This window comes from Microbacterium sp. NPDC058269 (assembly GCF_042881445.1).
Lineage (GTDB): Bacteria > Actinomycetota > Actinomycetes > Actinomycetales > Microbacteriaceae > Microbacterium.
The window spans coordinates 1576938-1591431 of sequence record NZ_JBHVXT010000001.1; the positions used below are offsets into that span (position 1 = coordinate 1576938).

Annotated in this window: 12 protein-coding genes; 8 read left to right on the forward strand and 4 right to left on the reverse strand. The window is 68.6% G+C overall.

The window, feature by feature from the left end:
- Positions 1 to 3 precede the first annotated feature (3 nt).
- From ACFVWL_RS07765 to ACFVWL_RS07780, 4 genes are all read right to left on the reverse strand, one after another.
- On the reverse strand, positions 4 to 1329 hold the full coding sequence (locus ACFVWL_RS07765) for a threonine/serine exporter ThrE family protein (protein ID WP_387180625.1): 1326 nt from the start codon (positions 1327 to 1329) through the stop codon (positions 4 to 6).
- A 20-nt stretch (positions 1330 to 1349) separates the two neighbouring features.
- Positions 1350 to 2705: an anaerobic C4-dicarboxylate transporter family protein gene (locus ACFVWL_RS07770; protein ID WP_387180628.1), complete on the reverse strand. Its 1356-nt coding sequence runs from the start codon at positions 2703 to 2705 to the stop codon at positions 1350 to 1352.
- On the reverse strand, positions 2702 to 3442 hold the full coding sequence (locus ACFVWL_RS07775; RefSeq protein WP_387180630.1) for a Type 1 glutamine amidotransferase-like domain-containing protein: 741 nt from the start codon (positions 3440 to 3442) through the stop codon (positions 2702 to 2704). Before ACFVWL_RS07775 ends, ACFVWL_RS07770 begins: the two co-directional genes overlap by 4 nt.
- A gap of 103 nt (positions 3443 to 3545) precedes the next feature.
- Positions 3546 to 4283 (reverse strand): SGNH/GDSL hydrolase family protein, encoded by a 738-nt coding sequence (locus tag ACFVWL_RS07780; protein WP_387180632.1) that lies wholly within the window; start codon positions 4281 to 4283, stop codon positions 3546 to 3548.
- 848 nt (positions 4284 to 5131) lie between these two features.
- Here ACFVWL_RS07780 and ACFVWL_RS07785 point away from each other — a divergent pair.
- The 8 genes from ACFVWL_RS07785 to ACFVWL_RS07820 all read left to right on the forward strand — a co-directional run bounded on the left by ACFVWL_RS07785 (position 5132) and on the right by ACFVWL_RS07820 (position 14286).
- A complete protein-coding gene (locus ACFVWL_RS07785) occupies positions 5132 to 6568 on the forward strand; it encodes a sigma-70 family RNA polymerase sigma factor (RefSeq protein WP_387180635.1) in 1437 nt (478 codons plus the stop codon).
- A gap of 107 nt (positions 6569 to 6675) precedes the next feature.
- Positions 6676 to 8766 carry a DUF11 domain-containing protein gene (locus tag ACFVWL_RS07790; protein WP_387180638.1) on the forward strand — a complete coding sequence of 697 codons (2091 nt, stop codon included), beginning with the start codon at positions 6676 to 6678 and terminating at the stop codon, positions 8764 to 8766.
- A gap of 56 nt (positions 8767 to 8822) precedes the next feature.
- Positions 8823 to 9986, forward strand: a complete 1164-nt coding sequence (wecB, locus tag ACFVWL_RS07795) for a non-hydrolyzing UDP-N-acetylglucosamine 2-epimerase (RefSeq protein ID WP_387180640.1) — start codon at positions 8823 to 8825, stop codon at positions 9984 to 9986.
- On the forward strand, positions 9986 to 10177 hold the full coding sequence (locus tag ACFVWL_RS07800) for an LPXTG cell wall anchor domain-containing protein (RefSeq protein ID WP_387180642.1): 192 nt from the start codon (positions 9986 to 9988) through the stop codon (positions 10175 to 10177). The genes wecB and ACFVWL_RS07800 overlap by 1 nt, the downstream gene beginning before the upstream one ends.
- Positions 10161 to 11507, forward strand: coding sequence for a glycosyltransferase (locus ACFVWL_RS07805; RefSeq protein WP_387180645.1), 1347 nt, complete (start codon positions 10161 to 10163; stop codon positions 11505 to 11507). Before ACFVWL_RS07800 ends, ACFVWL_RS07805 begins: the two co-directional genes overlap by 17 nt.
- Positions 11507 to 12118: a hypothetical protein gene (locus ACFVWL_RS07810; protein WP_387180649.1), complete on the forward strand. Its 612-nt coding sequence runs from the start codon at positions 11507 to 11509 to the stop codon at positions 12116 to 12118. The genes ACFVWL_RS07805 and ACFVWL_RS07810 overlap by 1 nt, the downstream gene beginning before the upstream one ends.
- A gap of 77 nt (positions 12119 to 12195) precedes the next feature.
- Entirely contained in the window at positions 12196 to 12879 is a 684-nt protein-coding gene (locus ACFVWL_RS07815) for a hypothetical protein (protein ID WP_387180652.1), read from the forward strand.
- A 33-nt stretch (positions 12880 to 12912) separates the two neighbouring features.
- Positions 12913 to 14286: a DUF11 domain-containing protein gene (locus ACFVWL_RS07820; protein WP_387180655.1), complete on the forward strand. Its 1374-nt coding sequence runs from the start codon at positions 12913 to 12915 to the stop codon at positions 14284 to 14286.
- Positions 14287 to 14494 lie beyond the last annotated feature (208 nt).

Sequence of the window (14494 nt, forward strand, 5' to 3'; positions counted from 1 at the left end):
GCGTCAGCGATCGGACGAGTGGCGCCACGGAGCCGTGAGCCGTGACCAGAACCTCGGAGTCGTCGAGGTCTCGTCGGGTGCGGGCAACGCGACGGCGAACTGCACGATCTCCTCGGCTCCGTGGTGCACGACGCGGTAGAGCGCGGTGCCGATGAGCACGCCGAGGGCGATCGACATGACCGAGATCAGAGCCGTCGCGAAGTCGGAGAGTCCGCCGTCGGTCGCGACCGCCTCGGTGAGCCCGACCAGGCCGGCCGCACCGGGGACCAGCAGCCAGAACGCCGGGAGGAACGTGAGCTGCGAGGGGGCGCCATGCCGGAGGGTCGCGATCCACAGCACGACCGGGGTCATCGCGACCGCGCCGACGAACCCGCCGACGGTCGCTCCGACGAACTCCGTTCCCGCCCACTGACCCGCATAGGCGACGACGAGGGCGAGGAGCACCCATCCGAACGTCGAGGGCGGGGCGGAGAAATGCAGGTAGTTTCCGAGGGCGAACACCAGGATGCCGATGAACGCCACCCACCACGGCAGCGGCGAGCCCGCGTCGAGGGCCTCGTATGACGACGAGTCGACGCCCACGACGGTGCCGGCGGCCAGGATGCCGAACGCCAGCAGAGCAAGTTGCACGAAGCCGTAGACCAACCGCGAGGCGCCGGAGATCATCTGCCCGGCGGCGAGCTCGACGGTGGCGCTGGTCAGCACGCCGCCGGGAAGAAAGGTGACCAGCGGGGCGATGAGCAGCCGGATCGGGTCTCCGATCTCGATCACCTCGGCCAGCAGGAAGACGGCGGTCGCGCACACGAACGCCGCAGCCACCGGCATGATCAGCTGCAGTGTCGGCGAGCGGACCAGTTTCAACAGGCCGATCCCCGCTCCGAGGATGAAGGCGACGATGACGCCCTGCCAGGTCGGGGCGAGCAGGAGTGCGAGTCCGGTCGTCAGCACCGCGTGGCCGAGGGTTCGGGTGATCCAGCCGAGCCTCGGCCGCATGGCCCCGATCTCGTTCAGGCGCCGAATGCCGTCCAGCGGCGGGATCGCACCGGTCTTCGCCTGCGCTATCAGCTCGTAGAGGGCGGCGATCTGGTCGAAGCGGAACGAGGCGTTCGTCGCCGAGCGGATGGCGACACGGGACTCCTCCGACTCGCCGCTCTCGATCAGGATGATCGTCGGCAGCACCACGAAGTCCGCGTCGTCGCCGCCGTAGGCCGCCGCGACCTCGGTCATGATGTCGCGGATGCGGTCCACCGACTCGGCAGAGGCGTTCATGCCCTGCGCCAACCCCAGGAGGAACTGTCGCAGTGTCGCCCGCTCGACGCTGTCGGTCATGTCGTGGACGACTGCTCGGCTCAGGTGAACAGGAACGAGAGCGGCACGCCGACGATGATCGCGACCCCCACGTAGATCAGGTTCGGCAGCTGGAACGAGTGGTCGAAGACGAACTTGCCCATCTTCGTCGTGCCCGTCTGGTCGAAGGCCACGGTAGCGACCTGGCTGCCGTTGGCCGGCAGCGTGTAGATGCCCATCGCCGCCGGCCACAGCCCCACCAGGAGAGAGGCGGGCAGGCCGATCGTGATGCCGATCGGCACGATCGCGTTCGTCGCGCTCGACTGGCTGGTGGTGAGCATGGCGACCGCGAACAGGGCCAGGGCGAACAGCAGCGCCCCGAGGAAGGCCGACGATCCGGAGACAACGGAGCCGAGGCCGTCGACGATCAGGGTCTGGTTCGCCGCGACGAAGGTGTTGGCGAGCCAGGCGATACCGAAGAGCGCGATGGCTCCGACGATGCCGGCGGGGAACGTGGGCTGCTTGGGCACATCCGCCGCCTTCACCTTGCAGAAGACGAAGATCAGGGCGGCGATGATGCCCATCACCACCTCGATGATGACCGTGACGCTGAGGCGCACCGGATCTCCGGCGTCGTCGGTCCCGATGACCGGACGCAGGTTCTCGAACAGGCCGAAGAGCACGATCACACCGACCCCGGCGAGGAACAGCGAGGCCGAGAGCACGGCCGTGGGAGGCAGCTTCTTCTCGTGCGCATCGGTCTCCGGCGGCTTGATCTGGTGGTCGGCGAGGCGCTTCTGGAACTCGGGGTCGTCTTCCAGGTCTTTGCCGTGGCGCATCATGACGAGCGCGGCGACGAAGAGCCCGACGATCGATGCCGGCCACATGATGAGCAGGAGTCCGCCGAGGTCGACGCCCTGCGGGGCGAGCAGCACCACCATCGAAGCGGTCGCGGCCGAGACGGGGGAGCAGAGGATGCCGACCTGCGAGGCGACGGCCGAGACCGAGAGCGCCCGTTCCGGACGGATCTTCTGCTGGTACGAGACGTCGTAGATGACGGGCAGCAGCGGATAGAAGATGTTTCCCGTGCCGGCGCCGACCGTGAACAGGAACGACATCGCCGGGGCGAGGAACACGACGGACTTCGGTTTGCGTCTGATGACCTTCGCCGCGACCGACACCATCCAGTCGATGCCGCCGGCCGCCTGCATGGTGGAGGCGGCGGTGATCACCGTGATGACGATGAAGACCGCATCGACCGGGGCGTTGCCCGGGGCCTCGCCGAAGAAGAAGATGAGGATGGCCACACCGACCAGTCCCCAGACGCCCAGGCCGATCCCGCTCGTGCGGGTGCCCATGTAGATGGCGCCGATGACGACGATCAGCTCGGCGATGAGGATCCACACGTTGTCGTTCATGACGACGGCCCCTTCACGATCGGGGCGTTCCCGGTGAGCACTTTCGTGGGCAGCTCGGTCTCGACGATCTTCCCGTCGATGGCCTCGACGCGCAGGGCGAGGGAGTTCTCGACGGGGCTGACAGCGGTGATGAACTCGGAGTTCTCGAAGTGCAGCGACTGGAGGTTGCCGACCGCGTACCCGGTGGAGAGCTCGCCGCTCAGCAGGGAGGCGTGGAAGAGCGGGCGGCGCTGGTCCTCGGCGTCGTAGTGCGGGCAGAAGCTCCCGTGCAGGAACCCGAGGCCTTCGGGCAGCACCTGCAGGGTCGGACCGTAGCTGTCGGTGGTGCCGCCCTCGAACCAGCAGATGCCGCCGGCGCTGCCGCCCGTGAACACCACGTTCGAGTCGGGGTCCTCCCACATCTCGCGCATGATCTCGTCGAGGCCCTGCCGCTTCCACACGTCGAGCATGTTCGCCGTGTTGCCGCCGCCGACGTGGATCACGTCGAAGCCCTTCACGAAACCGGCGAGATCGTCGACCGCGCGGTGGAAGAGGGGAAGGTGATGCGGAGCGCACTTGTCGGAGTCGTACGTGGCGTAGAAGCTCACGATGTACGCGGTGTCGTCGCCCGTGGCGGTGCCGACGAAGAGGACCCGTGGTCTCTCTTTGCCGGTGAGCCCGAGGATGTAGTCGTGCGTCGGGTCGTTCCGACGCTCCATCATGGCCTTTCCGGCCCCTGTTGCCACCACGTGAGACATGCCCCCACCTCTCCGACGACTGCGAATGCGCTCAACCTAGTGCCGCGCTGAGCGTCGCGTCCAGAGGTCTTTCGTCCACGGAGGGCGAGGGTGTCTGAGTGCCCTATCCGTTCAGTCGGGCGGTCGCGACGAGTCCCTCGAGCAGGGCGAAGGTGCGTGCGCGTGGTCCTTCGGGGCGGATGCCGAGGCCGTGCGCGAGTTCGAGTGCGAGGGCGGCGTGCCCCTCGGTGTTGGGGTGGAACGGATCGTTCATCAGCCCCCACGGCACAGCGCCGGCACCGAGCTCCGCGAACCGGGCGTACTGGTCGATGAGGATGACGTCCTCGCCGGCGGCGACCTGGCGCACGGCCTCGGCGAATTCCCCGATGCGCGCCCGTTCCGGGGCGTTGCGGATGTCGATCGCGGGCGGTGTCTGCAGCACGGGGACGGCGCCGAGCTCGCGCACACGGGCGACGAAGTCGCGCAGCGAAGCGGCGTAGTCGTCGGCCGTGATGACCTCGCGTGGTCCGCCGTCTGAGGCGTCGTTGGTGCCGATCATGAGGGTGACCACGTCGGGCCGCCATGACGCGACGCGGCGGTCCCAGTCGCCGAGGAGGTCGACGATGCGGTTGCCGCTGATCGCGGTGTTGAGCACGACGTCTCGTACGCGTTCCAGTTCGCCGCGGATCAGCTCGTGCAGGTGCTCCGGATAGCTGCGCCCGCCCTGCGTGTGCACCAGGCCGTGGGTGATCGAGTCGCCGGTGATCACCCAGTTCAGCGGTGCGGGTCCGGCGAGCGCCGCGGCGATGCGGTGCAGGTCGGATGCGGCGGAAGCGGATGCAGGGGACTCGGCGTTCGGCACGGCTCCGAGCCTATCGGCCGCGTGCGAGGTCGAACGTGCGAGGTCGAATGCGCTGCGGCGGTTTCGAGGAAAGGCGGCGATCTCGCGTCGTCCGTAATCGATCGCGGCGATCGTCGTCTTACCCCGGAGGGCTCGGTCGGGGCGATTGCGCGGACATGAACCGCGGTCCCGGGTGGCGGGGTTCCCATCTCGCCACCGCTTCCCCAGGTAGCCGACCCTCGTGCGGCGGGCTCCCCTCGCCCGCCGCACATCCCCTCCCGCCCCGGCACCAGACGAGACCTGTACGGCGCGACCGGTCACGTATGCCAGAACGCCGATATACGAAGGCGGATGAGCGCGGGGGAAGCATGTCTCCGCGGGTACTGTCGGTGCGGATCCGAGGCGTCGTCGTGGACGTTATGAGCGCCCAGCTCACGCTCGCGCGGCCCCGATCGAGGAGCGTCACCCGTCGCGCGGGGACCTCCGTCTTGGAGCTCCGCACCATGCGCTTTTGTCGGATACCTCAAAATCCGCGAGCCCGTCGTAGTGCCTTCACGGTTGCTGAGTCCTGTCTCACACAGCGTGCCAAGTCTCTGGCCGCTGCCCGCCACCGGAGGAACCATGTCGAACGACCCACCACCCGCCCGAACCCGGACATCGCGAGCCCGGACATCGCGGGCGCCGCGCCTCGCGCGCGCCGCAGGGGCGAGTCCCGTCGGGGGGAGGCGTTCGCACGCATCACGTCAGTAGGACGACCGCCCGGGGTGGGTTCGCGAGCCGACGCGGCCGACGGATTCCATCCGGTGCGAAGCACACAGGACGACTGCTCTCCGCACGTCCTGGCAATGCCCTTGGGGGAAAGGGACGATATGAGCCATCGCTACACAGACGTCGGCCGAGACGGGGACGCCGACCTCCTCGCCCGCGCGAGAACCGGAGATCAGCGCGCCTATGCGGAGCTCTGGCGGCGCTATGCGCAGATCGCCAGAGCCGTCGCCCGCACCTATTGGTGGTCTGCCGATTCGGACGACCTCGTCGCCGAGTCGTTCACGCGCATCTACCAGGCGCTCCAGGCCGGAAAGGGGCCGAAGAGCGCGTTCAAGCCGTACCTCTTCGCCACGATGAGGAACCTGGCGATCAGTTGGGGGCGCGCCCGCCGGGAGATCCCCATCGAACACATCGAGACGGTCGAGGACCCCGCCTCGACCGATGCCGCCGCAGATGCCGATTTCGATGCCTCCCTCGTCTCGAAGGCGATCCTCGCCTTGCCGGAGCGCTGGCAGGAGGTCCTCTGGTTCGGAGAGGTCGAGAACCTCTCGATGCAGGAGATCGGAAAGCGTCTCGACATCACGGAGCGCGCCGCGGCGGTGCTCGCCTTCCGAGCCAGGGAGGGGCTCCGCCAGGCATGGATCGCCGCGCATCTGACCGACCGGGCTCCGGCATCGAAGGAGTGCCGGTGGACACTGGGCAAGATCGGCGCCCATGCCCGTCGGCGCCTCACGGTCCGTGACGACGAGCGAGTCCGCGCACACCTCGAGCAGTGTGGGGACTGTCGCGCGAGAGCCGACGAGGCGCGTCAGGCGAGCTCGAGGATGCTCTCGGTCCTCTTCCCCGCCGGGATCGCGCTCGGTGGGGGCGCTCAGGTGTGGGAATCGCTCACCTCCGTCGGCGCGTCCGCGACGGCTGCCCCGATGCCGGTCTCGGTCACCGTGCCCTTCGCCTCCCTCGCCACGGCGAAGGCGGGCCTCGTGGGCATGACCCTCGTCACGACCGCGGCTCTCGGACTGGGCATGGTCAGCTCCTTCGTGAGCAACGATGTCCTGGTCTCCACGGCGTCCGCCTCGCAATCGGAAGCGGGGCTGCCGACTCCCGATCCGGCGGCCCCGCCGACCGCGCCCCCCGACCCCGCCTCCTCGACGGAACCCGCGCCCGCCCCCACCGCAGCCACCCCGGCTCCGGAGGTCGCTCCCGTGCCGGAGGCGCCGCAGAAACCCGCTCCGCCCGCCGCTGCTCCTCCGGTCGGGGTCCCTGCCGCGCCGGTGATCCTCTCCATTCCCTCGCAGGTGTCCCGGACGCAGTGGATCTACGCCTCGGTGAGATGCGAGGCGGGAGCCGATCTCAGCGTCTCCGCCTACGGCGTGACGATCGCCACCGGTACGTGCGCCGCCGACCAGACGTGGCAGGCCGCCATCGACGTCAGTTCCTCTCCGGTGCCCTCGGGCACGGCGATCAGCTTCGCGTTCGCGCAGTCCAACATCGCCGGAATCTCGGGCAGTACGGCGGCGGAGGTGGTCGTCGTGGATTGATGTGCGCCCCACGCGTAATGCCCGGGGAGATTCTCCGTCCAGTACGCGTGCGGCACTCTCGCGGTGCCCACGGACGACCAGGAACTTTGAGAGGAATCACTTTCGACATGTGGAAAAGATCGGGCTCGCTCATGCTCGGAATCCTGCTCGCCATGGGGGCGGTCGCGGTGAGCGCGGCCCCCGCCTCGGCAGCAGGGGCCGCCACCATCACGGATGCCAAGACCGGCACGTTCACTCTCGCTGACGGCACGGTCGCGACCGCGACCATCTCCGGCGACGGCGGGCGCACCTTCACCGCGAGCGGGCAGTCCCTCAGCGACTGGAGTGGGACCGACGCCATGTACGCCGACGGCGTCTCCGCCAAGGATCTCCCTGTGCTGACCGTGATGTCCGCGCAGAACTGCGGCACCGCGGACCGATGCGGAGAGGGCCGGATCACGATCCGCTTCGATCGTCCGGTCGACGACCCCGCCATCCACATCGCCGAGTTCGGTGCCGGCACCGGTTCCTCCGGCGGGTGGGCGGTGGCGGACGGCATCCGCTTCGTCTCGGCCGACGGCGGCGCCACCGCCGCGAACGTATCCGCCGGGGCGACCTTCGTGGACGGCGGTGACGGCTACCGCCGCGGCGACATCGGGATCAACTGCTCCGCGCCGAACCGACCCGGCGGTTGCGGGAGCTTCACGGTTCCGGGAACCGGGATCACCGAGATCGTGTTCGACGTCGCCCGCTTCTCTCTGAGTCCCAGCCAGACGGCCGGTCGTGAGGGCTACGCGTTCGGGGTGACCGCGGCGACGACTCCCGAGCCGACGCTTCCCGGGCTGTCGGTCTCGAAGACCGTGGACAAGGCAGCGGCCGTGCCCGGCGACGAGCTCGATTACACCATCACCGTCAGGAACACGGGTGAGGCCGATGCCCGCCAGGTGCCCGTCACCGACACCCTGCCTGCCGGATTGACCGATGTCACCGCCGACGGCGGAGGAGAGGTCGAGTCCTCCACCGTGTCGTGGACCATCGCCGACATCCCCGCAGGCGGCCAGCGTCAGCTGCACGTGCGCGGTACCGTCGACCGCTCCCTGCCGAGCACGACGCTCGTGAACCGCGTCGTCGCGAAGAACCCCGCTGATGCGCCCACCCAGACGCCGACACCGACCTACGCGACCCCGTGCGCCGACGACCGGGCTGCCGCCTGCGCCACCACCGTCGTCACCGCGCTTCCCGCTCTGTCGGTGGCGAAGACCGTCGACAAGCAGGTCGCCGGTCACGGCGAGGTGCTCACCTACACCGTGGTCGTCGCCAATTCCGGCACGACGGCGGCCGTCGGGGTGCCGGTCGTCGACGTTCTTCCTGCCGCTCTGACCCAGGTGTCCGCGGATTCTGACGGAGTCGTCGCCGACGGCGCCGTCCGCTGGAACATCCCCGAGGTTCCCGCCGGCGGTTCGGTGGAGCTGCACGTGACTGGAACGACCCCCGGTGGTCTCGACGAAGCACAGCTGCTGAACCGGGTCACGGCTCAGAATCCGACCGATGCGCCGACCGGCACGCCGGTACCGACCGCGCTCACCCCGTGCCCGGACGAGCCGCAGCAGGCGTGCGCGCTGACGGTCGTCCCCGCGCTCGCCTCGCTGGAGATCAGCAAGACCGTGAAGCAGTCGACGGCTCAGGCCGGAGCGATCCTCGACTACACCATCGCCGTCAAGAACACCGGCCCGGGCACCGCGGTGCAGATCCCCGTCGTCGACGACCTGCCGGATCGGGCGAGATTCGTCGCCGCATCCGCGGGCGGCGTCGCCGTCAAGGACCGCGTCGGCTGGATGGTCGAGGAGATCCTTCCCGGGCAGACGGTCACCATGACGATGCGAGCCGGGATCCCCGCAGACGCGACCACGACGATCGTGAACCGCGCGACAGTCGCCTACGACAAGACCATGATCGATGCCCTGCGCAGTGCTGCCGTGCAGGCGGGGATCGCGTTCCCGGAGGACCTGTCCGACCTGCCAGCTCTGCCTCCGCTCACCGCGGCCCACCCCTGCCGGGATGACGCGAGCTGGTCGTGCGCGGTGACCACCGTCACGCCTGCTCCCGCGGGGCTGGCTCAGACCGGAGGGACCTTCGCCCTCGCGATCCCGGCGGTCGCCCTCCTCGCCGGCGGAGCGTTCCTCTTCGTCAGCGGCGCTCGCCGCAAGTCCACCCACTGACCACTCATCATGTCGGCCACGGGGCGATCGCCCCGGGGGCTGATCGAGGTACCACAATGAAGCTCTCCATACCCTCCCCGGCCACCGAACTGCCGAAATCGTCGGTGATGATCGTGTTCGGCACTCGGCCCGAGATCGTCAAACTCGCCCCGCTGATCCGTCGGCTCGGCGACGCCGCATACGTCGTCCACACCGGTCAGCATTACGACCGCGGGATGTCGGCGGTCTTCCTCCAATCGTGCGGCATCGAACGCGTCCACCGTCAGCTCCATGTCGGAGGGTTGCCGCGGGCGGCGCAGATCGGGCGGGGCGCCGAGCAGATCGCCGAGGCGATCACCCAGGTCGAACCGACGTACGTCGTGGTCCAGGGCGACACGAACGCGACGTTCGCCGCCGCCCTCGCCGCGAACGCCGCCGGCGTGCGTCTGGGGCATGTCGAAGCAGGGCTGCGCGCCAACGATCGTCGGATGCCGGAGGAGCACAACCGGGTGATGGTCGATCACATCTCCGACGACCTGTTCGCCGCGACCGAGGCGAACAGGTCGAACCTCCTGGCCGAGGGGATCGCCGACGAGCGCATCCTCGTCACGGGCAACCCCGTGGTCGAAGCCGTGCACCGGCAGCGGGCCGCGGCCGCATTCGATGTCGACGAGCTCGTCCGCCTCGGGGTGTACCCCGACCGATACGTGCTGGCGACCCTGCACCGCCAGGAGAACGTCGATTCCCCTGCGAACCTGCTCGCGACGTTGCACGCGTTCAACGACATCGCGTCATCGGGGTGGCCGGTCATCTTCCCCGTGCATCCGCGGACGCGCGCGATGCTGGCCGACCTCGACGCGGAGCACCTCCTCGACGCCCTGATCGCCGAGGAGCCGCTCCCGTACGAACGGTTCCTCGCTCTCGCCGCACACGCCGCCGTCCTGGTCTCCGACTCCGGAGGCATCCAGGAGGAGGCCACGGTCCTCGGGCGTCCGGTGCTCGTCGTCCGGGACTCGACCGAGCGTCCGGAGGCGCTGGGCTCCTTCACGAAACTGGTGACACCGCAGGCTCTCGCGGCAGAGGCGGCTGCGCTGCTCGACGACGTGGAGAACACCCTCCTCGGGTTGGCATCACTGCCGTCGCCGTTCGGTGACGGCCAGGCCACCGAGCGCATCGCCGAGCACATCCACTCCGCCGTCATCCACGCCGCCGTCGTCCGTCGCGCCGCCGAGGAGTCCTGATGTACAGCAACGAGGTCTCCGCCCCGGTCGCCGTCGTCGGGACACTCGCGATGACCGGTCCCGACTCGATGATCGTCTGGGTGGTCGTCGGCGCGGTCGCCCTGGGAGGCGGCGCATTCCTCACGTGGCGACGACGGCTGCTGCGCCACGCTGCTCCCGCGCCTCGAGGTCGCCATGATCGCTGCCGCTAACGCCATCTCGTTCCTCGTGACGCTGACGTTCCTGGTGTACGTCTTCATGATCGTCGTTCCCTACCTGCGCCGCACACCGGACCCGGAAGGCCCCGTCGACGCGTTCGAGTGGCACATGTTCGTTCCCTGTCGAGATGAGGAGGTCGTGATCGGGCGCACGATCCGGATGCTCCGTACCACCGTCCCGGAGGCGCACGTCTGGGTGATCGACGACGACAGCGACGATCGGACCGCCGCGATCGTGCAGGCCGCCGCCGACGAGGATCCGTACGTGCATCTCGTCCAGAGACGACGCCCTGAGGCCCGAACCGGCAAGGGAGACGCGCTCAACGCGGCGTACTTCGAGCTGAACGAGTTCCTCCCGGTCGCCACCGACCGCTCCCGCGTGGTCGTCTGCGTGGTCGATGCCGATGGCGAGGTGGCCGAGAACATCCTGCGTCAGGCGGCCTCCCCCCACGCGTTCGGCGACCCGGAGGTGGGGGCGGCGCAGGTCACGGTGTTCATGAAGAACCGGGATGACCGGCATCCCGTCGAGGGAGCGGGGTGGGCCCGGAACACGTTCGGGCGTTTCCTCATCCGGATGCAGGACCTCGAGTTCCGCGGTCCGATCGCGGCGGTCCAGTCGCTCCGTGGCTGGACACAGACGGTCGGTCTCGGCGGCAACGGCCAGTTCACACGACTCTCCGTCCTGGACGACATCGCCGAGCGGTCAGACCGCCCCTGGCACGGATCCCTCCTGGAGGACTACGAACTGGGGATCCATGTTCTCCTCGCGGGGCACAAGAACCGCCATCTGCACGACACGTACGTCGCCCAGGAGGCGCTGCACGATTTTCGGCGGTTCACGGTCCAGCGCACCCGTTGGGCGCAGGGGAACATGCAATGCATCCGGTACATCCCGGAGATCGCCCGGTCGCCGATGCTCACCAACGCCGGGGTGCTCGAGGTCTGCTACTACCTGATGCTTCCGCTGTTCCAGGTCGTCGCCAGCCTCGCGGCCGTGCTCCTGGTGATCGGGGCCGCGATCGGCCTCTTCTCCGGGGCAGTCGTCCTGCCCCTGAGCTCGGTCATTCTCCTCGCCGTCTTCTATCTGCTGTTCGGAATCGGCCCCTTCTTCATCTGGGGCCCGCTCTACCGTCGCTACAGCGAGCCCGAGGCCGGCTTCTGGACCGGGGTGCTCTGGGGCTTCGGAATGTGGCTCTACGACTACTACGTGTACCTGACGGGAGCCCGAGCGATCTACCGCATCCTGCGGGGCAGGAACGGGTGGGCGAAGACTCGCCGCAACGGTGAGATCAACGTGGCAGGACCGATCGCGAAGGACGCCTGATGCCGACGCTCGCCCTCTCCCGAACGACGACGCCCGACCAGCACGCCCCGCGCGGCGCCCGCTTCGGACCCGCCCAGACCGGTGCCCGGTTCGGCGTCGGGATCGTGCTGGTCATCGGGGCCGTGCTGCTCGTGCTCTTCGAAGAACGGTTCCGCATCCTCGAGGCAGGAGTCGCCAGCTCCTGGCTCGCACCGTTCGTCCCCGGCGGTGTGCGTCACTACCTGAACTACTTCATCCTCGAAGTGGAGCCGGGAAGGACCATCGCCTTCATGGTGACGATCGAATGCACCATCGCGTTCCTCACCGCTCCGGTCCTGGCGCTGGGCGGGGTCATCCTCGCCACGACGCGGGTCAGCTGGGCCCAGGTCGGCAAGGCGCTGCTCTTCTCGACGGCGCTGATCTTCGTCACCAACCAGCTGCGGCTCGGGGTGATCGCGCTCGGGTCCACAGCGCTCGGATTCGAGGTGGGCTACGAGCTCACGCACCGCCTGTTCGGCTCGGTGCTGAGCATCGTGGGATTCAGCGCGGCGTACCTGGTGTTCGTGGTCGTGATCGCCGACCTGCACCTGTTCCGGAGGCAGCGCAGCGCACGTCGTAGCAGCCGGGCGTAACCGAACACCCGTTTCCCCGTCTAGTTGGCGGCGCAGCATCCCTGCTCGCCGTCACCGAATGATGAAAGGGGCTCAGGATGAACAAGATCCTCACGTCCGCATGCACCACAGGAATCGGTCTGCTGCTCGCAGGAGGGGTGGTCCTGGGAGGCCAGGCGGCCATGGCCGCCGAGCAGCCCGTGGCTCCCGACAGCGCGACGACCGCTTCCGCTCCCACCCGTCCTGCACCGGCGCAGACGGAAGATCTTCCCGATGGTCCGGTGCAGGTCCGCGGCTACCTCGGCCGAGCCACCCAGACGGCTGCTCAGGGGGTGACCCCGGAGTCGCAGATCAGCGAGGGGGCCGTCGTCCAGCTGGTCAACGACGAGCAGATCGACGGTGTCTACAAGGTGGTGCTCCCGGTTCCGGCCCACACGAGCTTCGTCTCGGCGACCGAGGGCGGAAAGCTCGTCGGCAGCAACGTGGTGTGGACCTTCAACGTCGCGCACGACGGGGGCACCCGCATCGTGCAGCCGATGGCGTCCTTCCAGGTCGAGAAGGACTACTGGGGGCCGAAGATCACCAACAGCGCTCAGGTGCTCTACACGGGCGGCGTGTTCGCCGACGACCCCCGCTACACCTACACCTACGGTCACGAGTTCGCCGAGCGTCCCGCCGTGCCGCTGATCGATCCGACCATCGGGCTCGTCGGCGCCGGCGTGCTCGCGGCGGGCGCTGCCGGGGCGATCGTGCTGCGTCGCCGCCCGTCGAACGCTCGCTGATCGATCCGTCTCCGAGAGAGAAAGAAGACACACGTGAAGAAGCCATCCCTGTTCCGGGGTGCACTGGCTGCGGGGGCGCTCATCGCCCTCGCAGCCGGTGCCCTCGCGGCTGCACCCGCGGCCACCGCCGCCGACATCAACGGCTGGACCGGCACGGGCGACACCCGCACCGCTTCCGCAGCCGGCGTCACGGCCACCATCACTACCACCGACAAGGTCCAGATCAAGAGCTCCGGCAACGCCGTCGACCTCGCCACCGTCCGCAACGGCGGTGAGCTGGGCCTGAACATCATCGGCATCAACGAGGGTTTCCCGTGCAAGAACGGGACCGAATGCGTGCGCGGCACCGTGGTCGTCGACTTCGGCCAGCAGGTGACGAACCCCAAGATCACACTCAGCAACCTCGGCGGCGACACCTACGCGATCGGCGGCATCGTCCGCAGCTCCGCGAAGTACACGCTGAAGACACCGGGGGTCACCATGAGCTCGGTCGGGGGAAACCTCGACGTGACCGGGACCACGATCACCTCCACCGACCTCGGTGCGAAGAACGGCACCGTGCAGATCAACGGCACGGTCTCGAAGGTCGAGTTCCAGGTCACGATGCGCTCCAAGGGCGCGCTCTACGGGGTCGTCCCGGTGTGGACCAAGGTTCCCAGCGATCTGCACAGCATCGACATCGACGTGGACAAGCCCAAGCCGCCCACGAAGCCCGTTCTGACGATCGACAAGGACGACAAGCAGGGCGAGGTCACGCTCGGCCAGGCGCTGTCGTACGACATCGTCGTCACGAACACCGGCGACGGCGAGGCGCTGGGCGTCGTCGTGAACGACCCGCTCCCCGCAGGTCTCGACTTCGTCTCGGGCAGCGGCCCCGCAGGGACCACGGTCACGGCGTCCGGTCGCGCGGTGACCGCCACCGTGGGCACCCTCGCCCCCGGGCAGTCGGTCACGCTGAAGGTCAACGCGAAGGTCAATCAGTCGGCCCCTCCCGGTCCGCTGGCCAACCAGGCGTGCGTCGCGGGGTCGAACGCGCCGAAGGCGTGCGACACCGACACCGACACCGTCAAACGCGAGTTCTTCCAGTACACGTTCAACTACAGCCCGACAGACCCGCAGCCGGGCCAGACGGTGACGTACCGCATGGAGTTCGCGAACAACGGCAACGTCGACTCGGCCAACAGTGAGATCGCCTACGACCTCGCCGGTGTCTTGGACGACTCGTCGTGGAACCAGGCGAGTCTCACCACCACCAGCGGCACGGCGACCGTCAACGGCAGCACCATCGACTGGAAGGGTCCGCTGGCCTCGGGGGAGACCGTCGTGATGACCTTCACCGGTGTCTGGAACGGCAACGGAGACGGTTTCGCGGTCCCGGGTGTCTCCTACTACGGCAGCGCACGCTGAGAGAGGAACGGCAATGACCGGAGGGGCCGTCCACGGGGGCGGCCCCTCCGGCATCGGCTAGGTTGGGAACCGTGAGTCCTGAGTCCGACAGACCGTAGATCGCGGGTCGAGTGCACGTCGTGCGCTCCCCGCATCCCTGTGTCGACCCTTCTCACCTGCTGTTCATCGCCCCGCGCGATTCGAGCGGCGTCTTCGTGTCTGGATTCTC